At 73.9% G+C, this 23,759-nt stretch carries 19 protein-coding genes and 2 tRNA genes; 12 read left to right on the plus strand and 9 right to left on the minus strand.

Features of this window, described 5'->3' with window-relative positions:
- Positions 1–59 precede the first annotated feature (59 nt).
- The gene (gene malQ, locus A0J59_RS20785; protein WP_064317323.1) at positions 60–2,243 is read left to right on the plus strand and encodes a 4-alpha-glucanotransferase; all 2,184 of its coding nucleotides are present in this window, start codon (positions 60–62) and stop codon (positions 2,241–2,243) included.
- Positions 2,244–3,199: 956 nt separating this feature from the next.
- Here malQ and pepN read toward each other — a convergent pair.
- Positions 3,200–5,779 carry an aminopeptidase N gene (gene pepN, locus A0J59_RS20790; protein ID WP_064317324.1) on the minus strand — a complete coding sequence of 860 codons (2,580 nt, stop codon included), beginning with the start codon at positions 5,777–5,779 and terminating at the stop codon, positions 3,200–3,202.
- A 234-nt stretch (positions 5,780–6,013) separates the two neighbouring features.
- Here pepN and A0J59_RS20795 point away from each other — a divergent pair, with 234 nt between their 5' ends.
- Positions 6,014–6,658 carry a DsbA family protein gene (locus A0J59_RS20795; protein ID WP_269430027.1) on the plus strand — a complete coding sequence of 215 codons (645 nt, stop codon included), beginning with the start codon at positions 6,014–6,016 and terminating at the stop codon, positions 6,656–6,658.
- Positions 6,659–6,823: 165 nt separating this feature from the next.
- Complete coding sequence (locus A0J59_RS20805) at positions 6,824–7,993, plus strand: hypothetical protein (protein WP_156533219.1); 1,170 nt, start codon at positions 6,824–6,826, stop codon at positions 7,991–7,993.
- 103 nt (positions 7,994–8,096) lie between these two features.
- On the opposite strand, the gene A0J59_RS20810 is transcribed toward A0J59_RS20805, so the two are convergent.
- Positions 8,097–10,160, minus strand: coding sequence for a M13 family metallopeptidase (locus A0J59_RS20810; protein WP_082919231.1), 2,064 nt, complete (start codon positions 10,158–10,160; stop codon positions 8,097–8,099).
- A gap of 60 nt (positions 10,161–10,220) precedes the next feature.
- On the opposite strand from A0J59_RS20810, the gene A0J59_RS20815 reads away from it, so the two are divergent.
- Positions 10,221–10,682, plus strand: a complete 462-nt coding sequence (locus A0J59_RS20815) for a ribose-5-phosphate isomerase (RefSeq protein ID WP_047234459.1) — start codon at positions 10,221–10,223, stop codon at positions 10,680–10,682.
- Between the two features lies 1 nt (position 10,683).
- On the plus strand, positions 10,684–11,715 hold the full coding sequence (locus A0J59_RS20820; protein ID WP_064317326.1) for an Fpg/Nei family DNA glycosylase: 1,032 nt from the start codon (positions 10,684–10,686) through the stop codon (positions 11,713–11,715).
- Positions 11,716–11,718: 3 nt separating this feature from the next.
- Here the strand turns inward: A0J59_RS20820 and eis are convergent, their stop codons facing one another.
- The gene (gene eis / locus A0J59_RS20825) at positions 11,719–13,059 is read right to left on the minus strand and encodes an enhanced intracellular survival protein Eis (protein ID WP_064317327.1); all 1,341 of its coding nucleotides are present in this window, start codon (positions 13,057–13,059) and stop codon (positions 11,719–11,721) included.
- A 66-nt stretch (positions 13,060–13,125) separates the two neighbouring features.
- Between eis and A0J59_RS20830 the strand changes: the two genes are divergently transcribed.
- The gene (locus A0J59_RS20830; protein WP_082919232.1) at positions 13,126–13,542 is read left to right on the plus strand and encodes an MGMT family protein; all 417 of its coding nucleotides are present in this window, start codon (positions 13,126–13,128) and stop codon (positions 13,540–13,542) included.
- Between the two features lie 51 nt (positions 13,543–13,593).
- On the opposite strand, the gene A0J59_RS20835 is transcribed toward A0J59_RS20830, so the two are convergent.
- From A0J59_RS20835 to A0J59_RS20860, 6 genes are all read right to left on the minus strand, one after another.
- Complete coding sequence (locus A0J59_RS20835) at positions 13,594–14,643, minus strand: LLM class F420-dependent oxidoreductase (protein ID WP_064317328.1); 1,050 nt, start codon at positions 14,641–14,643, stop codon at positions 13,594–13,596.
- Between the two features lie 166 nt (positions 14,644–14,809).
- Complete coding sequence (locus A0J59_RS20840; protein ID WP_064317329.1) at positions 14,810–15,832, minus strand: hypothetical protein; 1,023 nt, start codon at positions 15,830–15,832, stop codon at positions 14,810–14,812.
- Positions 15,829–16,182 (minus strand): GntR family transcriptional regulator, encoded by a 354-nt coding sequence (locus A0J59_RS20845; RefSeq protein WP_064317330.1) that lies wholly within the window; start codon positions 16,180–16,182, stop codon positions 15,829–15,831. The genes A0J59_RS20840 and A0J59_RS20845 overlap by 4 nt, the downstream gene beginning before the upstream one ends.
- Before the next feature lie 92 nt (positions 16,183–16,274).
- Positions 16,275–16,904, minus strand: coding sequence for a serine O-acetyltransferase EpsC (epsC, locus tag A0J59_RS20850; RefSeq protein WP_064317331.1), 630 nt, complete (start codon positions 16,902–16,904; stop codon positions 16,275–16,277).
- Between the two features lies 1 nt (position 16,905).
- The gene (cysK, locus tag A0J59_RS20855) at positions 16,906–17,841 is read right to left on the minus strand and encodes a cysteine synthase A (RefSeq protein WP_064317332.1); all 936 of its coding nucleotides are present in this window, start codon (positions 17,839–17,841) and stop codon (positions 16,906–16,908) included.
- Between the two features lie 525 nt (positions 17,842–18,366).
- Positions 18,367–18,437 (minus strand) — tRNA-Gly (locus A0J59_RS20860).
- Between the two features lie 199 nt (positions 18,438–18,636).
- On the opposite strand from A0J59_RS20860, the gene A0J59_RS20865 reads away from it, so the two are divergent.
- The 6 genes from A0J59_RS20865 to A0J59_RS20890 all read left to right on the plus strand — a co-directional run.
- A tRNA-Pro gene (locus A0J59_RS20865) sits at positions 18,637–18,710 on the plus strand.
- Between the two features lie 85 nt (positions 18,711–18,795).
- Positions 18,796–19,749 carry a DMT family transporter gene (locus A0J59_RS20870; protein ID WP_172820096.1) on the plus strand — a complete coding sequence of 318 codons (954 nt, stop codon included), beginning with the start codon at positions 18,796–18,798 and terminating at the stop codon, positions 19,747–19,749.
- Positions 19,750–19,858: 109 nt separating this feature from the next.
- Complete coding sequence (gene tig / locus A0J59_RS20875; RefSeq protein WP_053371021.1) at positions 19,859–21,268, plus strand: trigger factor; 1,410 nt, start codon at positions 19,859–19,861, stop codon at positions 21,266–21,268.
- Positions 21,269–21,527: 259 nt separating this feature from the next.
- Positions 21,528–22,175 carry an ATP-dependent Clp protease proteolytic subunit gene (locus tag A0J59_RS20880; protein ID WP_047232614.1) on the plus strand — a complete coding sequence of 216 codons (648 nt, stop codon included), beginning with the start codon at positions 21,528–21,530 and terminating at the stop codon, positions 22,173–22,175.
- A gap of 37 nt (positions 22,176–22,212) precedes the next feature.
- Entirely contained in the window at positions 22,213–22,929 is a 717-nt protein-coding gene (locus A0J59_RS20885) for an ATP-dependent Clp protease proteolytic subunit (RefSeq protein WP_047232615.1), read from the plus strand.
- 212 nt (positions 22,930–23,141) lie between these two features.
- On the plus strand, positions 23,142–23,759 hold a 618-nt coding region (locus A0J59_RS20890), incomplete at its 3' end, for a ClpX C4-type zinc finger protein (protein ID WP_156533220.1).

Below are 23,759 nucleotides of genomic sequence, written 5' to 3' on the forward strand. Positions count from 1 at the left end.
CCCTGGGCGCGCCGGGCGAACGCGCTGCTCGCGGGCCCGCGTTCTGGCAGGATGCAGGCGTGAGCGAACCCCCGCAGACGGACCTGCCCGAGCCGTTGGTGCAGCTGGCCGACGCCCACGGTGTCGCGTCCGACTTCTGGGACTTCGACGGGTCGCGCCGCCAGGTCCGCGCCTCGACGCTCGTCGCTGTGCTCGAGGCCCTCGGTGTCCCGGCCTCGTCGCCCGAGAAGGTGGCGGTGAGCCTCGAGCACTCACGCGACGACGCGTGGCGCCAGATGCTGCCGCCGACCGTCGTCGTGCGGCAGGGCGACGCCGTCCCGCTCCCCGTGCACGTCGCCGACGGGTCCGCCGTCGAGGTGTGGGTCGAGCTCGAGGCCGAGCCGTCGCGCCACGGTGGTCAGCCGGCCGGGCAGCACGCGGCACGGGCCGCGCGCGAGCGTCGCGACCTCGGCCAGCTCGACGTGTTCGTCGAGCCGCGCACGGTCGACGGCCGGCGCGTGGGGCGCGCGACGTTCGAGGTGCCCGCCGACCTGCCCCTCGGGTGGCACGACCTGCACGCCGAGAGCGACGGGACGCAGGCCCGCGCGACGCTCGTCGTGACGCCGCAGCGGCTCGAGCTGCCCGCCGCGGTCGTCGAGCGGCGCGCTTGGGGCTTCATGGCCCAGCTCTACTCGGTGCGCTCGCGGGCCTCGTGGGGCGTCGGGGACCTGGCCGACCTCGCCGACCTCGCCTGGCTGTCCGCGCGCGAGGCCGGGGCCGACTTCGTGCTCGTCAACCCGCTGCACGCCGCCGAGCCGCGCACGCCGATGACGCCGTCGCCCTACCTGCCGACGAGCCGGCGCTTCGTCAACCCGCTCTACGTCCGGGTCGAGGACATCCGCGAGACGGGCTACCTGTCGGCCGCGGACCGCTCGCTCGTCGAGTGGGCGTTCGACCCGGTGCGCGACCTCGACACCGACCCCGGGCCGATCGACCGCGACGCCGCGTGGGACGCCAAGAAGGCCGCGCTCGAGGTCGTCTTCGCCGCGCCGCGCTCGACCGCGCGCCAGGCGTCGCTCGACGCGTTCCGCGCCGAGCAGGGACGTGGGCTCGAGGACTTCGCGACGTGGTGCGCGCTCGCCGACCACTACGGCGACCGCGACTGGCCGCCCGGCGCGTACGACCCGCACGGGCCGACCGTCGCGGCCCTGCGGGACCAGCTCGCCGACCGGGTCGAGTTCTACTGCTGGCTCCAGTGGGTCGCCGACGAACAGCTCCGGGCCGCCCAGCGCACCGCCCGCGAGGCGGGGATGTCCGTCGGGATCATGCACGACCTCGCCGTCGGTGTGCACCCCGAGGGCGCCGACGTGTGGGCGCACCGTGGCGTGCTCGCGACGGGGGTCTCCGTCGGCGCGCCCCCGGACATGTACAACCAGCAGGGGCAGAACTGGTCCCAGCCGCCGTGGCACCCGCGCGCGCTCGCCCGCGCCGGCTACGCGCCCTACCGCGACATGCTGCGGACTGTCCTGCGCCATGCGGGCGCGATCCGCATCGACCACGTCATCGGGCTCTTCCGCCTGTGGTGGATCCCCGGCGGGGCGCGCGCCGACGCCGGCGCCTACGTCCGCTACGACCACGAGGCCCTCATCGGCATCCTGTGCCTCGAGGCCCACCGCGCCGGGGCGATCGTCATCGGCGAGGACCTCGGCGTGTTCGAGCCGTGGGTGCGCGACTACCTCGCCGACCGCGGCGTGCTCGGCACGTCCGTGCTCTGGTTCGAGAAGACGGGCGACGGCGCGCCGCTGCCCCCGGAGGACTACCGAAGGCTCGCGCTCGCCACCGTCACGACCCACGACCTGCCGCCGTCCGCCGGCTACCTCGCGGGCGAGCACGTCGAGCTGCGCGACCGGCTCGGCGTCCTCACCGAGGACGTCGCCGACGTGCGTCGCGCGGCCCGCGCCGAGCGCGACGCCATGGTCGCGTTCCTGCGCGAGCGCGGGCTCGTCGGTGACGACCCGTCCGAGCGCGAGCTCGTCGAGGCCCTGCACCGCCTGGTCCGCGCCACGCCCGCCGTCCTGCTCGGCGTCTCGCTCGCCGACGCCGTGGGGGAGCGCCGCTCCCAGAACCAGCCCGGAACGGACCAGGAGTACCCCAACTGGAAGGTGCCCCTCGGCGACTCGTCGGGCAACGTCGTCCTCCTGGAGGACCTCTTCGACTCCGCCCGCCTGCGCTCCCTCGCGAAGGCCATGAACGACGCCCTCTGACGCGCCGAGGGACGTCCGCCCAGTCGAACGCGGTCACCCGAGGGAGAACCCTGGTTTGCCGAGGGAGAACCGTGGCGGGCTGAGGTAGAACCCTGGTTCGGTGAGGTAGAGCCGTGGTCCTCCTGCTCGACGGCGTGTGGTCGCCCTGGGTGGTCGGGGTGGGTGGTGGTGCCGCGTCTACCATCCGCCGCTCGTTCCTCGCGGCTCCCGCCAGGCCCGCCACGACGCGGCACCACCACCCACCCCGCCCGGCGTCGTCTCACCCTGGTCTTTGCCCGCCTGGGCGACCGCCCGCCTGGTGGGTTGCGTCTTGCGTCGTGCGTCTGGCTTTCGCGGCACAGCATTGTTCCGTGCCTGGGCGCGTCGTCGTGACGGGCCGAACGTCGTGCTCCGCCGAGCATGTGGTTGTCGCCCTTCCCGACCGTCCGACGAGCCGTAGTCACACGGCTCGGCAAGAGAAGGCGCGTGGTCGCGCGCAGCCCCGCGCGGGCAGACGGTTTACGCGCATCCTGGTTCGGTGCCGTACGCGGCCAGGCCACGTACGTGACACGTCCACAGTCTCCGGCCCGGCCTTCAGCGCGCCTGGGTGACCGGCCGGGTCACCTGGTCGACCGCGACGTCTCGAGCTCGACGCCGCCCTGGGGGCCGGCTGCCGTTGACGACCTGACCGCGACAGGCGAGCGAGCGCCGTCGCGCAGGACCACGGTTCTGCTTCGACGGACTGCAACTCTGCTTCGGCGGACCCGCGTTCTACCTCGGCGGGCGGGGTTCTCGCTGGGCCGACCACGGTTGTACCTCGGCGAGCGGAGGGACGGGACGCGCCCCGTCGCGGGGCCGACCTCGCGGGCTCGAGGTCGACCGCGAGTCGTGGACCCCGGCCCCCGGGTTCGAGACGCAGTGGGGAGCGCCGGGCCGCTCCGTCGTGGGAGCGGCCCCGGCGCCTCGGGCGGGTGAGGTCAGGCGTCGGCGGCCTGGGCGGCGAGGGCGCGCTCGACGCCCGCGAGGTTCTCGACGACGAGGCGACGCAGCGCGGGGGCGGCGTCGGCGTTCGCGTCGAGCCACTCCTGGGTCGCGTCGCGCAGGACGGTGCTCGCGAGCGGTGCCGGGTAGAGCCCGGTGACCAGCGCCTCGGCGATGTGGTAGGACCGCTGGTCCCACAGCGGCAGCAGCGCGTCGAAGTACGCGCCCACGAGGGGCGCGAGCGACTCGGGGTCGTTGACGTGCTGGAAGCCGAGCGTCGTGGCGCGGACGATCGCGTTGGGCGCGTCGTCCGAGCCGACGAGGCGGTCGAACGCCGCGCGCTTGGCCTCGGCGGTGGGCACCGTCGCACGGGCGCGGGCGGCGGACTGCTGGCCGGTCGCCGTCGAGTCGGCGGCGAGGGTCGCCTCGATCTCGGCGTCGTCCGCGAGGTCGAGCAGGACCAGGCCCTCGAGGATCTCCCAGCGCAGGTCGGTGTCGATCTCGAGCCCGTCGAGGGCGGCCGACCCGTCGAGCAGCGACCGCAGCGCCTCGCCGTGCGCGGGGGTGGAGGCGAGGTGCGCGAAGAACTTGACCAGCTGGAACTGCAGGTCGGACGCGGGCGCGGCGTCCTGCGCGAGCGACCAGAGCACGTCTCCGACGTGCGCGAGGGTCTCGTCCCGGCGCTCCGGCGCGACGTACGTCTTCGCGGCGAGCGCGAGCTGGTTGAGCGTCGTGCGGATCGTCGTCGACTCGGTCTCGCGCGCGATGTTGCCGAGCACGAGCTGCACGTAGTCGCCGGCCGGCGTCTCGCCGTCGCGCGTCGCGTCCCACGCGGAACCCCAGACGAGCGAGCGGGCCAGCGGGTCCGCCAGGTCGGCGAGGTGCTCGGTGGCCACCTGGAGCGACGCGTCGTCGAGGCGGATCTTCGCGTAGGCGAGGTCGTCGTCGTTGAGCAGGACGAGCTGCGGGCGGTCGAGCCCGAGGAGCTCGGGGATCTCGGTGCGGGCGCCGTCGACGTCGACCTCGACGCGGTGGACCCGCGTGAGGACGCCGTCCACGAGGTCGTAGAGGCCGATGCCGAGACGGTGGGGACGCAGCGTCGGGTGGTCCGCGGCAGCCGACTGCAGGACGGCGAAGGTCGTGAAGCGCCCGTGCGCGTCGAGCTCGAACTCGGGGCGCAGCGTGTTCACGCCGGCCGTCTCGAGCCACAGCGCGGACCACTGCGTGAGGTCGCGGCCGCTCGTCGCCTCGAGCTCGACGAGCAGGTCGCGCAGCTCGGTGTTGCCCCAGGCGTGCTTGCGGAAGTACGCGGCGACGCCCGCGAGGAACTGCTCCTTGCCGACCCACGCGACGAGCTGCTTGAGCACGGACGCGCCCTTGGCGTACGTGATGCCGTCGAAGTTGACGAAGACGTCCTCGAGGTCGTTGATCGTCGCGACGATCGGGTGCGTCGAGGGGAGCTGGTCCTGGCGGTACGCCCACGACTTCTCCATCGCGGCGAACGTCGTCCAGGCCTCGTGCCACTCGGTGGCCTCGGCGGTCGCGAGGGTGGAGGCGTACTCCGCGAACGACTCGTTGAGCCACAGGTCGTTCCACCACTTCATGGTCACCAGGTCGCCGAACCACATGTGCGCGAGCTCGTGGAGGATCGTCACGACCCGGCGCTCCTTGACGGCGTCGGTGACCTTGGAGCGGAAGACGTAGGTCTCGGTGAACGTCACGCACCCGGCGTTCTCCATCGCGCCCATGTTGTACTCGGGCACGAAGAGCTGGTCGTACTTGTCGAACGGGTACGGGTGCTCGAACGCGGACTCGAAGAACGCGAAGCCCTCACGCGTCTTGTCGAAGACGTAGTCGGCGTCCATGTGGTCCGCGAGCGACGCGCGGCAGAAGACCCCGAGCGGGATCGTGCGGCCGTCGGACGACGTGAGCTCGCTACGCTCCACGACGTACGGGCCCGCGACGAGCGCGGTGATGTACGACGAGATGCGCGGCGTGGGCTCGAACGCCCAGCGCGCGACCTCCACGTCGCCGGCGCCGGTGCCGGTCGGGTCGGCCTTCGCGCCGAGCGCCTCGGGCGCCGGCGTCGGCTGGTTGCTCACGACCTGCCACGCCGCGGGGGCCGTGACGGTGAACGCGAACGTCGCCTTGAGGTCGGGCTGCTCGAAGACGGCGAACACGCGGCGTGAGTCCGGCACCTCGAACTGGGTGTAGAGGTAGACCTCGCCGTCGACCGGGTCGACGAACCGGTGCAGGCCCTCGCCGGTGTTCGTGTACGCGCAGTCGGCGACGACGCGGAGCTCGTTGTCGGCCGCCAGGCCCTCGAGCGCGATCCGCGAGTCCGTGAAGACCTCCGCCGGGTCGAGGGAGCGCCCGTTGAGCACGACCTCGCGCACCGTCGGGGCGACGAGGTCGACGAAGGTGCTCGCCCCCTCGGTCGCGGTGAACCGCACCACGGTCGTCGACGCGAACGTCGTCGCCCCCGTCGTGAGGTCGAGGTCGACCTCGTAGGACTGGACGTCGACGATCGCCGCGCGCTCGCTCGCCTCGGCGCGGGTGAGGTTCTCTCCGGGCACTGCATCTCCTCGGTCTCGGGTCGGGCCGGGCGGCCTCGACGGCGGCCTGTGGGCCACGGACGATCATCCCACGGGTGCCCGCGCCCGCCCCCGGGATTACCGTCCGGGAATACGCTGCGCCCGCCCGGTGTCGAGACTGGGTGGGCGACGCCGCCGGCCGTCCGCGCGCGCCGCCCTGCCACTCCGGCGACCCGGGTCCACCGGGCGCCGCCCACGACGAAGGAGACCCGTCCCGTGACCCTCACCGCGACGTCCGACACCACCGCGACCGAGGACGCCGTGCGCGTCGCCGACTTCTGGTTCGACCCCGTGTGCCCGTGGGCGTGGATGACGAGCCGCTGGATGGGCGAGGTCGAGCAGGTGCGCGACGTCACCGTCCGCTGGCACGTCATGAGCCTCGCCGTGCTCAACGAGGGTCGGGACCTGCCGGAGGAGTACCGCGAGCTCATGGAGAAGGCGTGGGGCCCGGTGCGCGTGGTCACCGCCGCGCGCGTCGAGCACGGCGAGGAGGTCGTCAAGCCGCTCTACGACGCGATCGGGACGCGCCTGCACCCGGGCGGCCGCACGGACTACGACGCGGTGCTGCTCGAGGCGCTCGCGGAGGTGGGCCTGCCCGCGTCGCTCGCGGAGGCCGCGAGCTCCGACGCCTACGACGAGCAGCTCCGCGCGTCGCACGCCGAGGGGATCGGGCGCGTCGGCGAGGACGTCGGCACCCCGGTCGTCGCGTTCGGCGACACCGCGTTCTTCGGCCCGGTCGTGACGCCCGCCCCGAAGGGCGAGGCCGCAGGTCGGCTGTGGGACGGGTGCGTGCTCGTCGCCAGCACCCCCGGCTTCTTCGAGATCAAGCGCACGCGGACCCAGGGCCCGGTCTTCGACTGACCCGGTCAGGCTCGGGAACCCCGCCGACGGGACCGTCCGGCCGTCGGCGGGGTTCGACCCGCACGGGTGCCTCGTGCCATGCTTCGTCAGGTTGCGGGCGGTGTCAGGAGCGCCCGCCGCCCGGTCGTGCCGGGTGAGTCCGACGAGGAGCCCGCGAGGAGCCGCATGTCCCCGAACGCACCCGTGCCACCACCGCCGCCGCCCCCTGGCGGCGTGCCGGGGCGCGCGGTCGGGAGGGACGACGCCCAGCCGACCCAGGCGTTCGCCGGTCCGGTGACGAGCGCCGCGGCGGTGGTCCCGCCGTCGTTCGCGCCCACGAGCGGGCCGACGGCCCAGGCGCCCCGCGCCACGCCCGCGGACGGGCAGCCGACCGTCGTCGCGTCGTCGTTCCAGCCGACGACCGTCCAGCACGTCACGCCGATCACGGAGCTCCCGACCGCGGCCCAGCCCGCGGTGCCCGCGCCGGTGCCCCCGCAGCGGGTGCGCTACGCGACCGAGCAGAACGGGTTCGGTGTCGCCGCTCCCGTCGGGACCGCAGCGAGCCGACCGGTCTACGCGGACGCCGCGCCGACCGGCTACGCGCCGACGAGCACGTACGGCGCTCCTGGCGCTCCGTCGTACGACCCCGGGGTGCCGGCGGGCTACGCCTCGGCCGCGCCCCAGCAGCCGCAGCCTGCCTACCACCCGCCGGCCTCGGTGGCGGCGTCCGCGGCGTCGCCCGGCGCGGGCTCCTCGGGCGCGACGCCCCGACCGCCCGCCGGTCGCGGCGGGAGCAACGGCGGCGGTGGCCGCCGGTCGGACCGGCTGAGCCCCGGGTGGATCGCGTTCATCGTGGTCGACGCGCTGCTGGTCATCGGCGCGATCGTCTTCGCGATCTCGCTGCTCGGGGGCGGAGGCGACGACGATCCCGCGGGCGGAGCGACCCCGCCCCCTTCCGCGACCGCCACGGAGGGGACCGAGGAGGCGCCGCCCGCCGAGCCCACCGTGTCCGAGACGTTCGCGTCGGAGTCCCTCAACATCACGTGCGAGGTCACCGATCTCAGTGCGACGTGCGTGATCGCCCAGCTCGGCACCCAGCCGGCGCCCGTGGCGGGCTGCGACGGCACGGTCGGCTACAAGGTCGTCCTCGGCGCCGACGGCAGCGTGGAGCAGCCCTGCGTCCCGGCGGCCGAGCAGCCGCAGCCCGCTCCGGGCGGCACCGCGGTCCTGGACTACGGGACGTCCAAGACGGTCGGCCCGTTCACGTGCGACAGCGCGGAGACAGGCATGACGTGCCGCGACGACGCGACGGGCAAGGGGTTCACGATCGCCCGCGCCGGCATCCGGACGCTCTGAGCCGCCGAGACCCGCTCCGAGCGAGCGAGAGACCGGACGGTCCCGGCACGCACGAAGGGCCCGCGGCGGGTGAACCGCCGCGGGCCCTTCGTGCTCCCTCACGTCACCAGATGCGCACGCGCTCCTCGGGGGCGAGATACAGCGCGTCGCCCGGCTGCACGTCGTAGGCCGCGTAGAACTCGTCGACGTTGCGGACCACGCCGTTGCAGCGGAACTCGTTGGGGGAGTGCGGGTCGGTCGCGATGCGGCGCACGACCTCCTCGTCCCGGCCCTTGGACTGCCAGACCTGCGCCCAGCCGAGGAACACGCGCTCGATCCCCGTGAGCCCGTCGACGACGGGCGCCTCGTCGAGCGGGCGGCCGAGCGCGATCCGGTAGGCCTTGAGCGCGATCGACAGGCCGCCGAGGTCGCCGATGTTCTCGCCGATCGTCAGCGCGCCGTTGACGTGCGGCCCGTCCTCGCCGAGCTGGGCGGGGCGGAAGGTGTCGTACTGGGCGATGAGCGCCTTGGTGCGCTTCTCGAACTCCTCGCGGTCCGTCGTCGTCCACCAGTCCTCGAGCCGCCCGGCGCCGTCGTACTTGGAGCCCTGGTCGTCGAAGCCGTGCCCGATCTCGTGCCCGATCACGGCGCCGATGCCGCCGTAGTTCACCGCGTCCTCGGCCTCGGGGTCGAAGAACGGGGGCTGGAGGATCGCCGCGGGGAAGACGATCTCGTTCATGCCGGGGTTGTAGTACGCGTTGACGGTCTGCGGCGTCATGAACCACTCGTCGCGGTCCAGCGGCTTGCCGATCTTGCCGAGCTCGCGGTCCTGCTCGAACGCGTGGGCGCGGCGGACGTTGCCGACGAGGTCGTCCGCCTCGACGACGAGCGCCGAGTAGTCGCGCCACTTCACCGGGTAGCCGATCTTGGGGGTGAAGGCCTCGAGCTTGGCGAGCGCCTTCTCCTTGGTCTCCTCCGTCATCCACTCGAGCGTCGTGATCGACTCTCGGTACGCGGCGACGAGGTAGGCGACGAGCTCCTCCATGCGCGCCTTGTGCGCGGGCGGGAAGTGCCGGGCCACGTACTGCGCGCCCACGGCCTCACCGAGCGCACCCTCGACGACGGAGACGCCGCGCTTCCAGCGCTCGCGCACCTCCTGCGCGCCCGACAGCGTGCGCCCGTAGAAGTCGAAGTTGGCCTCGACGACCTCGTCCGTGAGGTACGGCGCGCGGGCGGTGACCAGGTGGTACACCATCCAGAGCTTCCAGTCCTCGAGCGGCTCGCTCGCCCACAGCTCCGCGAAGCCGGCCGCGAAGTCCGGCTCGCGCACGACGACGTCGTCCAGCGAGCCCTGCGGGGCGCCGAGCGCGAGGACCCAGGCGCGCCAGTCGAACCCGGGCGCCTCGTCGGCGAGGGCGGCGAGCGTGCGGGGGTTGTACGTGAGGTCGGCGTCGCGGTCGCGCACGACGTCCCAGTGCTTCGCCGCGAGCCGGGTCTCGAGCGTCAGGATGCGGGCGGCCGCGTCCTCGGGCGTCGCGCCCCACGTCTCGGCCGTGACGCCCGCGAGGGCGAGCATGCGCGCGACGTGCGGCACGTACTTCTCGCGCACCGGCGCGTACTGGTCCTCCCGGTAGTACGCCTCGTCGGGCAGCCCGAGCCCGGACTGGAAGAGGTAGGCGACGTACCGCTCGGGGTCCTTCGCGTCGTTGTCCACCCAGAAGCCGACGGCGCCCGCGCCCCCGGTGCGCTGGAGCGCGCCGAGCGTGCCGGTGAGCTCGGCCTGCGTCGTCGCGGCCGCGATCAGCGCGAGGTCGGTCTGGAGCGGGGTGGTGCCGAGCGCCTCGATCCGGTCGGTGTCCATGAAGCTCGCGTAGAGCGCGCCGACCTTCGCCGCGTCGGCGCCGACGTCCTCGGCTCCCGACGCCACCTGCTCGCCGAGGTCCGTGATGATCTCGCGCACGTGGACCTCGGCCTGGTCGTGCAGCGCGCGGAACGCGCCGTCCATGGCGCGGTCGGCGGGGATCTCGTGCGTCGCGAGCCAGCGCCCGTTGACGTGGCGGTACAGGTCGTCCTGCGGCCGGACGGCGGGGTCCAGCGCGTCCAGGTCGATGCCGGACCGCTCGGTGCCGACGGTGCCGGTCGTGCCGGACGAGGACGCGGGCGTGGACGTCGGGGAGGTCTGTGTCATGCGTCTCAGGCTACGGCCTCCCCCCGACGTCCCGGTGCCTCGCTGGGGCATGATGGGCCCATGCGCGTTCACCTCGCCGCGGACCACGCCGGCTACGAGCTCAAGACCCATCTCGTCGAGCACCTCGAGGCCGCGGGGCACGACGTCGTCGACCACGGGGCCCACACCTACGACGCGCAGGACGACTACCCGTCGTTCTGCTTCGCGGCGGGCGAGGCGGTCGCCGCCGAGCCGGGCTCGCTCGGCGTCGTGATCGGCGGGTCGGGCAACGGGGAGCAGATCGCGGCCAACAAGGTCGTCGGGGTGCGGGCCGCGCTCGCGTGGAACCTCGAGACCGCACGCCTCGGCCGCCAGCACAACGACGCGAACGTCGTCGCGGTGGGTGCGCGCCAGCACTCGGTCGACGAGGCCGTCGAGCTCGTCGACGCGTTCCTCGCCGAGCCGTTCAGCGGCGACCCGCGCCACCAGCGCCGGATCGACCAGCTCGCGGCGTACGAGGCGACGCGCGGCACCTCCGCCTGACGTGCCCGAGGGGCACACCGTCCACCGGCTCGCGCGCGCGTTCGGCGAGCTCTTCACGGGTGAGACGCTCGCGGTGAGCAGCCCGCAGGGCCGGTTCGCCGCGGGCGCGGCCGTGCTCGACGGACAGGTCCTCGTCGCGAGCGAGGCGTGGGGCAAGCAGCTCTTCCTCGGGTTCGCCGACCCGACGCTCCTCGGTCAGGGGACCGCCGGGCGACCCGACGACGTGCGCTGGCTCCGCGTCCACCTCGGCCTCTACGGCGCCTGGACGTTCGCGGGCGACGGCAGCACCGCCGTCGTGCACGCGATCGGTGCCCCGCGGCGCCGCATCGGGGAGCGCGAGACGGTCCCGGCGGGGCCGGGTGCGCCCGACCCCGTGCCCGACGACGCGTGGTCGCCCCCGCCGCCCCGTGGCGCGGTGCGCGTGCGGCTCGTGGGGGCGCACGCCGTCGCCGACCTCACCGGGCCGACGGCGTGCGAGGTGGTCACGGGGGAGGAGAAGCGGGCGGTCGAGGACCGGCTCGGGCCCGACCCGATCCGCGACGCCGCTCCCGGCGAGGGCGACCCGCGCGAGGAGTTCGTCGCCGCCGTGCGGCGCTCGCGCAGCGCCGTCGGGCTGCTCCTCATGAACCAGGACGTCGTCGCCGGCGTCGGCAACATCTACCGCGCGGAGTCCCTGTTCCGCGCGCGGCTCGACCCGATGCGCGCCGGTCGTGACGTGCCCGCCGAGGACCTGCGCGCCCTGTGGGACGACCTCGTCGTCCTCATGCGCGACGGCACCCGGACGGGAGCGATCGTCACGACCCGACCCGAGGACCGGGACGCCGCAGCCCCCACGGCCGACGTCGTCGAGGCGCCGTCCGGGCGCCGCCGCGTGCGGCAGAACACCGACGACGCGCCCGACGCGGTCCCTGCGGACGAGGCGTTCTACGTCTACCACCGCGACGGGCTGCCGTGCCGCGTGTGCGGCACGCCCGTGCTGCTCAAGGAGCTCGCCGGCCGGAACCTCTACTGGTGCGGCGTCTGCCAGGCGTGAGCCTCAGAAGACCCAGCTGCACACCGGGGCGACCGGCCAGCCGAACGCCGCGCCCGCACGGGCGAGGGCGCCGGGGGAGTGCTCGGTGACGAGACCCGCGGCGCCGAGGGCCGCGAGCGACGTCCCGCCGAGGTACGCGGCGCCGAGCTCGCGCACGTCCAGCGAGAGGTCCGCGGCGTCCTCGGTGCGCTCGACCGTCGCGTCCCCGAATGCCCCGGCACGCAGCCGCCAGCGGCCCGCGTTGTGCGGCAGGCGCTCGTCCGTCACGTGCAGGACGACGTCCACGTCCGCCGCGTAGCGCCGCACGGCGAGCGCGGCCGGCACGTCCACGACGCGCACCCAGAGGTTGTCCGCGAGGCGCGGCGACGCGGAGCGCGGGTCCACGAGGAGGCTCGTGACGACGTCGTCGACCGGCAGCATGAAGGGCGTCACCTCGTGGGTGAGGTCGAGGTCGGTGAGGACGCCCCACAGCGCGCGTGCCGCCGCGGCGTCCAGCGCGACGACCTCGCCCGTGCTCACCGGCCCACGCGGCCCGGTGACCTCCCAGGAGAGCTTGCGGTGGAACCGTGCGTACCCGCGCGGCTCGCCGTCGAGCTCGACGATCGCGATGCGCGTCGGCTCGCGGTCCTTGCGCCACACCTTCGCGTCGTCCCAGAACGTCGCCTGGAGCTCGGGCGTCTCGCGCGTCGCCCAGCCGGGCCGGTTGATCCCGGCGCCCTGGCCGGTCGGGTCGGCGCCGGCCTGCTCGTGCAGCGCAGCGACGAGCGCGCCGTGGCGCTCGCGGTCGGCCCGCTCGATGCGCACGGTGTGGCGCTCGGCACCGGGGACGTCGCGCAGCGCGGCGCCGCGCGGCACGGTGAGGCGGACGTCGTCGGCGGCCTTGCCGTAGCCGAAGCGCCCGTAGATGGCCGCCTCCGCCGCGAAGAGCGCCGACACGGGCTCGCCGCGCTCGCGGCACCGCGCGAGGTGCGTGTCGATCATGGCCGAGAGGATCCCGCGGCGGCGGTGCCCGGGGTGGACGCCCACCCACGTGAGGCCGGCGACCGGGGCGGTCGCCCCGGGGACGGGGAACTGCGCGAACGGGTACGAGGCGTGCATCCCGACGAGCTCGCGACGCACGGGTCGTGCGCCGTCGACGGGCGGCGCGTCGTCGTCCTCGTGCTCGACCGTCACGCCGAGCGCGCGCTCCCACGTGAGCGGGAACGGGAGGTCGACGAGCTCGTCGACCTCGACCGGGGACGGGAACGTCGCGGTGTCCAGCTCCAGCACGTCGCGGAGGTCGGACGCCGAGAGGGGGACGAGCTCGTAGCCGTCGGGGAGGCGCGCGGGGCGGTGGTCGCTCATGGCCTCGATCCTCCAGGCTCGGCACGCGTCGCGCCAGGACAAATGCGGCGGCTAGGGTCGGGACCCATGGCACGACGCACGGGTGGCTCGACCGCGGACCGGCCCCCGGTCGGCGACGCCGGCACGGACCGCACGGCGCTCGCCGCCGAGTACGCGGGCGCCGTCCTCGCGCTCGTCCGGCGCATCCCGCCGGCGCGCGCCATGACGTACGGGCTCGTCGCGGAGATCGTCGCCGAGACGCTGCACCGCGGTGGCCCGCGCCAGGTCGGGCAGGTCCTCGCGGGGTCGTCCGGCGTGGACGACGACGGTGCGCCGGTCCCGTGGTGGCGCGTGGTCAACGCGGCGGGCTCGCCGCCCGCGCACCACCTCGACGCGGCGCTCACGGAGCTGCGCGCCGAGGGGTGCCCCCTGTCGCGCGACGGCCGCCGCGTCGACCTGCGCCGCGCAGTCTGGTTCCCCGAGGACGACACCCCCGACCGTTGATCGCGGGGCGTCCGTCGTCCGAGCGAGCGCGGGACGACGGATGCCCGGCACTCAGCGAGGGGGTCGGGGCGCGAGGAGCGGGGCGAGCGTCTGCACGGCCGTCGCGTCGCCCTGGACGAGGAGCGTCGTCACGGCGGTGTCGCGCCACGCGGCGAGGTCCCGCGCGATCTTCTCCGGCGGCCCGACGAGCGCGACGTCCTCGACCATCGCCGTCGGGACGGCGGCGGCCGCGAGGTCCTTGCGCCCGGCGAGGTAGTGCGCCTGGATCTCGTCGCACGCCTCGGCGTACCCGAGGCGGTCGAGCGCGTCCCGGTGGAAGTTCGCGCCCTTGGCCCCCATGCCGCCGACGTACAGCGCGAGGAAGGGCCGCACCTGGTCCGCGGCCTGCTCGACGTGCTCGCGCACGACGACCGGCACCGTCGCGCTCACCTCGAACCCGGACTCGGGCGAGCGTTCCGGGGCGCGTCGCGCGAAACCGTCGGCGAGGAGCTCGCGGAACGTCGCGTCCATGCGGGGCGAGTAGAACAGCGGGAGCCACCCGTCCGCGATCTCGGCCGCGAGGGCGATGTTCTTGGGGCCCTCCGCCGCGAGGTGGATCGGGAGGTCGGCGCGCAGAGGGTGCACGGTCGAGCGGAGCGGCTTGCCCAGACCGGTCCCGGCGCCCTCGGGCAGGGGGAGCGGGTAGTGCGGCCCGGCCGACGTCACAGGGGCCTCGCGGCGCAGCACGTCGCGCACCACCTGGACGTACTCGCGCGTGCGGGCGAGCGGCTTCGCGTACGGCTGGCCGTACCAGCCTTCGACGACCTGCGGGCCCGAGACGCCGAGCCCGAGGACGAACCTGCCGCCCGAGAGGTGGTCCATCGTCAGCGCGGCCATCGCGGTGGCGGTCGGGGTGCGGGCGGAGAGCTGCGCGACGGCGGTCCCGAGCCGGATCCGGGACGTGCGCGAGCCCCACCACGCGAGCGGCGTGAAGGCGTCGGAGCCGTAGGCCTCCGCGGTCCACACGGAGTCGACGCCGAGACGGTCCGCCGCGACGATCGCGTCCTCGATGCCGTCCGGGGGACCGGCCGACCAGTAGCCGGTGTGGATGCCGAGACGCATGCGGGCTCCTCCTCGTCGAGGGTCGTCGTACGGGTGCGCCCGCGCACCGGGCGCCCGGCGTCGTGCCGGGGCGTCGTGCGCGGGGTCGGGGTGCGGGCGGTACCCGGTCGCGCGCCGGGCAGGGGGTATCCGGTACGCGGAGTCTCGGGTACCGCCCGGCTCCAGACTAGCCGATCCGGCGTGCTCGGTCGGCGAGGGTGTTGAGGAGCGCCGCGGCGGTCCCGGCGTCGTCGACCGTGACCACGAGCGCGCGGCCGCCCGTGCGCTCGACGCGCAGCGACTCGCCGGCACGCACGACGATGCCCACGGCGCCGTCCCGACCGGCGCGCCAGCCCCAGCCGCCGAAGTCGCGCATCGGCGAGACGTCGGCGACGTCGGCTCGCACCACCTCGTCGGCCGGGACGCGCGTGCGGGGGAACCCGAGCGTCGACCGGACCGAGAGCCCGCCCTCGTCGACGCGGACGACCCACGACATCATCGCGGCGAGCAGCAGTCCCAGGACCACCGGCACGAGGAGGAGCGCCCACTCGCGCAGGACGAGCGCCAGGACCGTGGTGAGGACGATCGCGCCCATCGCGACGAGCACCGTCGGCCCGCCGCTCACGCGCCCGACCCAGGCCGCCCGCTCGCCCGGGCGGAGCGCGACCCGGGGCGCGTCGTCGGGGACTCCGGCGTCGGTCGGGTCCGGATGGTCGCCGGGGATCAGCACCCCGACCACGACGCCCACGAGGAGGCCGGTGCCCAGCGCGACGGCCGTGACGGCGCCCACCCCGCCGACGTCGTGGGCGTCGGCGAGGCCGCGCTGGATCCAGAGCGACCCGAGGGTGAGGACCGCGAGCATGACCGGGAGCCCGACGGCGACCCCCGCGGCGACCCGCCGGTTCGCGGCCGACCGCCCCAGGAACGCCGTCATCGCGGCGAACCCCGCGGAGGTGAGCAGGCCCAGGGCCGTGCTTCCCGCCACCGCCGCACCGAGCGACGCGAAGCCGTCCGCGCCGTCGGCGCCCCAGTGGATCGCCACGGGGTCGGGGAGGTCCGCCGACCAGCTCAGGGCGACGAGCGCCGCGACCACGGTGACGACCGCCCCCGCGGCACCGACGAGGAGCGCGAGGGTGCGGTGGCCGTCCGGGCGCGGGCGACCGTCCTCGGTCGGTCGTCCGGGCGAGCGGCGCGGGGTGGCTGAGGTCATCGGAGGGCCTCCTTCACGAGGGTCAGGACGGTCTCGGGGGGCAGTGCGAGGGCGCGGGCCTCGGCCGCGACACGGTCGACGGCGGCCCGCAGCGGCGTGAGGTCGACGGCGGCGGGTGCCGTGACGACGGCGCCGCGCCCGCGGCGGAGGTCGACGAGGCCCTCGTCGCGCAGCTCCTGGTAGGCGCGCAGCACGGTGTGCACGTTGACGTCGAGCGCCTCCGCGAGCTCACGGGCCGCGGGGAGCCGCTCGCCCGGGGCGAGCCGCCCCTGGACGACGCCGAGGCGCACCTGGGCGACGAGCTGCGCGAACAGCGGCTCGTCGGCCTGCGGGTCGATGCGGAACATCACGAGCCCAGTCTAGTTGTTCTAGGGAAACTAGAACAAACGCGTCAGACGACGGGGCCGCCGTCGTTCCCGACGGCGGCCCCGCGTCCGTGCGCTCAGATGACGTACTCGATGAGGAGCGACGGGTCCTCGACGGCGTCCCGCGCCGCGGGTGCGGCGGCGGGCGTGCGGATCTTCGCCGGGACCCCGACCGCGACCGCCCCGGCGGGCACATCCTTGACGACGACGGCGTTGGCCCCCACCTGCACGTCGTCGCCGATCCAGACGGGTCCGAGGATCTTCGCTCCCGCCCCGACGACGACGCGGTCCCCGAGCGTCGGGTGTCGCTTGCCGCGCTTCATCGACCGCCCACCGAGGGTGGACGTGTGGAAGAGCACCACGTCGTCGCCGACGACCGCCGTCTCGCCCACGACGACCCCCATGCCGTGGTCGATGAACAGGCGCCGGCCGATGCGCGCGCCGGGGTGGATCTCCACGCCGGTCAGCGCCCGCGCCGCCTGCGAGACGAGGCGTGCCGGGAGGCGCAGCAGGGGCTCGCGCCACATGCGGTGCGCGAGCCGGTAGGCCCACACGGCGTGCACGCCCGGGTACGCCAGCGCGACCTCGAGGCGGCTGCGGGCGGCGGGGTCCCGCCGCCGGGCGGCCTCGAGGTCCTCGCCGAGCACGCGCACGAACCGGCGCAGCCGGTAGCCGGCCGTCCGGTGGTGGGGACGCGGGTCGGTCACGTCAGTCCAGCAGGTCGGCGTAGAGCACGGAGGACAGGTAGCGCTCACCGAACGAGGGGATGATCGTCACGATGAGCTTGCCCGCGTTCTCGGGGCGAGCGGCGAGCTGGAGCGCGGCGGCGATCGCGGCGCCGGACGAGATCCCGACCAGCAGCCCCTCCTCCTTGGCCGCGCGGCGCGCGAACTCGACCGCGGTCTCGGCGTTGACGTCGATGACCTCGTCGTAGACCGAGGTGTCGAGGATCTCGGGCACGAAGTTGGCGCCGATGCCCTGGATCTTGTGCGGGCCGGGCTGGCCGCCGTTGAGGATGGCCGACTCCTCGGGCTCGACCGCGACGATCTGCACGCCGGGCTTGCGCTCCTTGAGCACCTGGCCCACGCCCGTGATGGTGCCGCCGGTGCCGATGCCCGCGACGACGATGTCGACGGCACCGTCCGTGTCGGCCCAGATCTCCTCCGCCGTCGTGCGGCGGTGGATCTCGGGGTTGGCCTCGTTGGCGAACTGGCGCGCGAGGATCGCGCCCTCGCGCTCGGCGACGATCTCGTCCGCCCGGTTGACGGCGCCCTTCATGCCCTCGGACCCCGGCGTGAGGATGAGCTCGGCACCGAACGCACGGAGCAGGGCGCGCCGCTCCTTCGACATCGTCTCGGGCATCGTCAGCACCACGTCGTAGCCGCGTGCGGCGCCGACCATCGCGAGCGCGATGCCGGTGTTGCCGGAGGTGGCCTCGACGATCGTCCCGCCCGGCTTCAGCTCGCCCGACGCCTCCGCGGCGTCGATGATCGCCACGCCGATGCGGTCCTTGACCGAGTTCGCGGGGTTGTAGAACTCGAGCTTGCCCACGACGGTGGCGCCGAGGCCGTCCGTGAGCTTGTTGAGACGGACCAGGGGGGTGTTGCCGACGAGCTGCGTGACGTCGTCGTAGATGCGTGCCATGTCTTCCTCTTCTGTCGACGGCTCGGGGTGAGCCGGGGTGGGGGTACTGATCAGGGGACGAGGGCCGTCGCGGTCCGTGACCACGGTGCCCAGCGTCTCGCGGGGACGCTGCGGGCGCGCGGGCACGACGGCGGGGGCGGGCTCGTGCGGACGGGGCGGCCTGGGTGCGGCGCGGAGCGGCGCGCGGGGTCGGCGGCGGTTCGTCAGCGACAGCCGAGACAGCGACAACAGGAGACGCGCGACTCGGCGCGGTGCAGCGGTGCGGGACGCGCGATCGTCGCGGTCATTCCTCGCTCCTCCTGGTCGGTCGCGCCGCGGTCGCCCGGAGGTCCGGGCCTGCGGGCGGCGCGTGTGACCCCGAGGCTATCGGTCCGCGTACGGACCCTGCAACGCCGTCCACGAGACGGTCGCGCGGTCGGAGGCGTCGGTGTGCGGGCGAGACGACGAGGGGCGCCCCGCCGTCCTGGCGGGGCGCCCCTCGTCACGTTCGGGTTCCGCGGTCGGGACGGAGCCCGAGAGCGTCGGAGCGGGCGACGGGAATCGAACCCGCGTAGCCAGTTTGGAAGACTGGGGCTCTACCATTGAGCTACGCCCGCACGGGCCGTGGGACCGGGATCCGGGCCCCCGACCGGAGGGCCGAGGACCGGCACGGCGCCGACCTGCGGCCGCAACCTTAGCAAACCCCGGTGGCTCTGCCCGCCGTGCACCCGCCGCCGCCCGGTGGTCTGCGGCGCGCCGACGAGGGTGCCCTCACCCGCCAGTACACTTGCCCTGGCCCGCCGCCGTGGCGGGCGACGGGGTGTGGCGCAGGTTGGTAGCGCGTCCGCTTTGGGAGCGGAAGGTCGCAGGTTCAAATCCTGTCACCCCGACCTTCGCGCGGCGCCCCTTCTGGGGCGTCGCGGGGCGTCGTCGACGTCCGGGCCGTCTCGTCGGTCCCGTCCTCGAGAGGTGCCCGTGACCACGTCCACCACCGCGACCGGACCGGCGACGCGCGTCACCCTCGCCGCGGTCGTCGCCGCGGGCAGCGGCGCCGTGCTCTCGCTCCAGGGCCGCCTCAACGGCGACCTCGCCGCCGCCGGGACCGGACCCGTGGTCGCGGCCTGGCTCTCCTACGTCGGGACCTTCCTCGCGACCGTTCTCGTGGTGGTCGCCCGCCGTCGTGTCCGCTCCACGCTCCACGTCCTGCGCACCTCCGCGTCGTGGTGGTGGTTCGCGGTCGGGCTGTGCAGCGTCCCGATCGTCGTCGCCATGGCCGCCGGGGTCCCGCTCGTCGGCGTCGCGGTCGCGTCGGTGTGCTCGGTCGCCGGCCAGACGGTCGCGGGGCTCGCGCTCGACGCGCGCGGCGTCGGGCTCCCGGCCCCGCTGCGGCTCACCGCGCGCCGGGCCGCCGCGGGGCTCGCGGCGCTCGTGGGCCTGGGCGTCGCGGTGCTCGGCGGCGCGACGACCGACGCGGGGTGGGGCGCCGTCCTCGCGGGGGTCGCGCTCTTCGTCGGCGGCGCCGTCCTGTGCGGGCAGCAGGCCGGGAACGGCCGGGTCACGCAGCTCACAGGCGACCCGGTCGTCGCGACCCTCACCTCGGTCACGGGCGGGCTCGTCGGCATCTCTGTCGTGTGCGCGCTGGCCGCGCCCCTCGGCGCGCTCGACGGCGTCACGCTGCCCGGGCAGTGGTGGCTCTACCTGGGCGGCCCGCTGGGGACCCTCATCACCGTGGCGGCCGCGTACGCGGTGCGCCACCTCGGCACGTTCGTCCTCACGCTGACGGTCGTCGGCGGCCCGATGGTCATGGCCGTGCTGCTCGACGTGCTCGGCGTGGTCGGGCTGCGGTGGCAGACCGTCGTCGCGACCGCCGTCGTCGGGCTCGCCGTCGTCCTGGTGGTGCAGCGCCCGGGTCCGCGCACGTCGGCCTGACCGCGACGCTTGACCGCTCGCGTACCATGGAACGGTTGCCCGTACGCCTGCGTGCGGAGCCGTCCCCGGCCGGACGCCGGCCCACCCCGATCAGTTGGAGATCATCGAAGTGAAGAGCGCCGTCGAGACCCTGGACCCCACCAAGGTCAAGCTGACCGTCGAGGTGGAGTACGACGAGCTCAAGCCGAGCATCGAGCACGCCTACCAGCACATCGCGGAGCAGGTGAACATCCCCGGCTTCCGCAAGGGCAAGGTCCCGCCGCGCGTGATCGACCAGCGCGTCGGCTGGGGCGCCGTCATCGAGCACGCCGTCAACGACGGCCTGTCCGGCTTCTACCGCCAGGCCGCGAGCGAGGAGAGCCTGCGCCCGCTCGGCCAGCCCGAGGTCGAGGTCACCGAGATCCCGGCCAAGGCCGGCGAGGGCCAGCTGGTCTTCACCGCCGAGGTCGAGGTCCGCCCCGAGATCACGCTGCCCGCCCTCGACACGCTCGCCATCACGGTCGAGCCCGCCGAGGTCACCGACGAGGACGTCACCGAGCGCCTCGACGCGCTGCGCGAGCGCTTCGGCACCCTCGTCGGCGTCGACCGTCCCGCGGCCGAGGGCGACTTCGTCGTGCTCGACCTCACGGCCGAGATCGACGGCGAGGAGGTCGACTCCGTCTCCGGCGTCAGCTACCAGATCGGCTCGGGCAACATGCTCGAGGGCCTGGACGAGGCGCTGACCGGTCTCTCGGCCGACGAGACGACCACGTTCAACGCCCCGCTGGCCGGTGGCGAGCACGAGGGCAAGGAGGCGTCCGTCACCGTCACGGCGACGTCCGTCAAGCAGCGCGACCTGCCCGACGCGGACGACGACTTCGCCCAGCTCGCGTCCGAGTTCGACACGCTCGAGGAGCTCACCGCCGACCTGCGCGAGCAGGTCGCGAGCATCAAGACCTCGAACCAGGCCGTCGCCGCGCGCGACGAGCTCCTCAAGGCGCTCAACGACGCGGTCGAGATCCCCGTGCCGTCGGGCGTCGTCGAGGCCGAGGTGCACCGCCACCTCGAGTCCGAGGGCCGCCTGGAGGACGAGACGCACCGCGCCGAGGTCACCGTCGAGGCGACCGACGCCATCCGCAACCAGATCCTGCTCGACACCCTCGCCGAGCAGCTCGAGATCAAGGTCGCGCAGAACGAGCTCCTCGAGTACCTCGTGAGCGCGTCGCGCCAGTACGGGATGGACCCGAACCAGTTCATCCAGTCGCTCGACCAGGGCGGGCAGATCCCCGCGATGGTCGGCGAGGTCGCGCGCTCCAAGTCGCTCGCCGTCGCGCTGCGCCAGATCGAGGTCAAGGACTCCGCCGGCAACGTCGTCGACCTCACCGAGTTCATCGGCTCGGACGACGAGGACGCGGCCGCGGACGAGTCGGTCGAGGACGTCGCCGCAGAGCCCGTCGAGGAGGCGCTCGTCGACGACTCCGCCGCCGCCGCCGCCGAGGCTCCGGTCGAGGACGACGAGAAGGACTCGACGAAGGCCTGACGCGGCACCGGCCGGTCGGTCGGAGCAGGTCCCACGACGGCCCGCACCCTCCGTGCGAGGGGGCGGGCCGTCGTCGTGCCCGTGCCGTGACGGCGTGCACCGGCCGCCTGGTGCGCCGTCAGCGAAAACGCGCGCTATCGGGACGAACGCCGGGCACGGACCGCGTTAGGGTCACTTGCAGCACGGCTGGACCGGGACCTTCTCCCGGGACCGGCCAGGGCAGCGCAGGCGGGGGCGACCCGCGGGAGCGACGAAGGAGATGGATGTGAACGAGCTGTACCTGCCGTCCGACGCGACGGCCCCGGTCAACCGCGCCGAGGGTCCGGGCTTCGGACTCAACGACTCCATCTACAACCGGCTCCTCAAGGAGCGCATCATCTGGCTCGGCTCAGAGGTGCGCGATGAGAACGCGAACGCCATCTGCGCCCAGATGATGCTGCTCGCCGCGGAGGACCCGGAGAAGGACATCTGGCTCTACATCAACTCGCCCGGCGGGTCGATCACGGCCGGGATGGCGATCTACGACACGATGCAGTACATCCAGCCGGACGTCGCGACGATCGCCATGGGCATGGCGGCGTCGATGGGGCAGTTCCTGCTCTCGTCCGGCACCAAGGGCAAGCGGTACGCGACGCCGCACGCGCGCGTCATGATGCACCAGCCCTCGGGCGGCATCGGCGGCACGGCGACCGACGTGCGCATCAACGCGCAGCTCATCATGCACATGAAGCAGGTGCTCTCCGAGCTCACGGCCGAGCAGACCGGCAAGCCGCTCGAGCAGATCCTCAAGGACAACGACCGCGACAGCTGGTTCACGGCCGAGGAGGCGCTGGAGTACGGCTTCATCGACCACGTCGTCACCAACGCGTCGTCCGTGACCGGCGGCGGCGGCACCACGGGTTCCTGACCCCGCACCGGACACCAGACTTCACCGAGGAGAACCCGTGAGCTTCAGCGCCGAGTCCCAGTACCTGTCCACCGCGCAGCGCCTCGCCGGCGCGGGCGCGCGCCCCGGCGGCATCGCGCTGCCGGGCGGCGCGCCGTCGGCCCGCTACGTGCTCCCGCAGTTCGAGGAGCGCACCGCGTACGGCTTCAAGCGCCAGGACCCCTACACCAAGCTGTTCGAGGACCGCATCATCTTCCTGGGCGTCCAGGTCGACGACGCGTCCGCGGACGACGTCATGGCCCAGCTCCTCGTGCTCGAGAGCCAGGACCCCGACCGCGACGTCATCCTCTACATCAACTCGCCGGGCGGGTCGTTCACCGCGATGACCGCGCTCTACGACACGATGCAGTACATCAAGCCGCAGATCCAGACGGTCTGCCTGGGCCAGGCGGCGTCCGCCGCCGCGGTCCTGCTCGCCGCGGGCCAGCCGGGCAAGCGCCTCGCCCTGCCGAACGCACGCGTGCTCATCCACCAGCCCGCGATGGAGGGCGGCGGCTACGCGCAGGCGTCGGACATCGAGATCCACGCGAACGAGCTCATCCGCATGCGCGAGTGGCTCGAGGACACGCTCGCGCTGCACTCGGGCAAGTCGGTCGAGCAGGTCCGCCAGGACATCGAGCGCGACAAGATCCTCACCGCCGAGCAGGCGAAGGAGTACGGCCTCGTCGACCAGGTCCTCGAGAGCCGCAAGGCCGTCGCGGTCAACAAGCCCTGACGTGACCGCCCGACCAGCATGACCTCACGCCGCGCCGTCGTCCCCCGCCGGGGGACGACGGCGCGACACGTTGCGCCCCGTACGGGGAGCCCACCTGACAACGGGGGCCCCGTGGTGTGGAATGGGGAGCAGGACTCGCTCGGCCGTGCCCGGGCCCCGCGTCGTCGACCCCGACGGCAGGAGGCTTCGGCACCGGGACAAGGAGACGCGTAGTGGCTCGTATCTCAGACGGCGCCGACCTGCTGAAGTGCTCGTTCTGCGGCAAGTCGCAGAAGCAGGTCAAGAAGCTCATCGCGGGCCCCGGGGTGTACATCTGCGACGAGTGCATCGACCTGTGCAACGAGATCATCGAGGAGGAGCTCGCCGAGGCGACGGAGCTCGGCCTCACGGAGCTGCCCAAGCCCAAGGAGATCTTCGAGTTCCTCGAGCAGTACGTCATCGGCCAGGACGCCGCGAAGCGGGCCCTGGCCGTCGCCGTCTACAACCACTACAAGCGCGTCCAGGCGGGCGAGCAGTCCAAGCCGTCGAGCCCCGACGACCCGGACTACGTGGAGCTGGCGAAGTCGAACATCTTGTTGATCGGTCCGACGGGGACGGGCAAGACGTATCTGGCGCAGACGTTGGCGCGGATGTTGAACGTGCCTTTTGCGATCGCGGACGCGACGGCGCTCACCGAGGCGGGGTATGTCGGTGAGGACGTGGAGAACATTCTGTTGAAGCTGGTGCAGGCGGCGGACTTCGACGTGAAGAAGGCGGAGACGGGGATCATCTATATCGACGAGATCGACAAGGTGGCTCGTAAGGCGGAGAACCCGTCGATCACGCGTGAT

This window comes from Cellulosimicrobium sp. I38E (assembly GCF_001647255.1).
GTDB lineage: Bacteria > Actinomycetota > Actinomycetes > Actinomycetales > Cellulomonadaceae > Cellulosimicrobium > Cellulosimicrobium cellulans_E.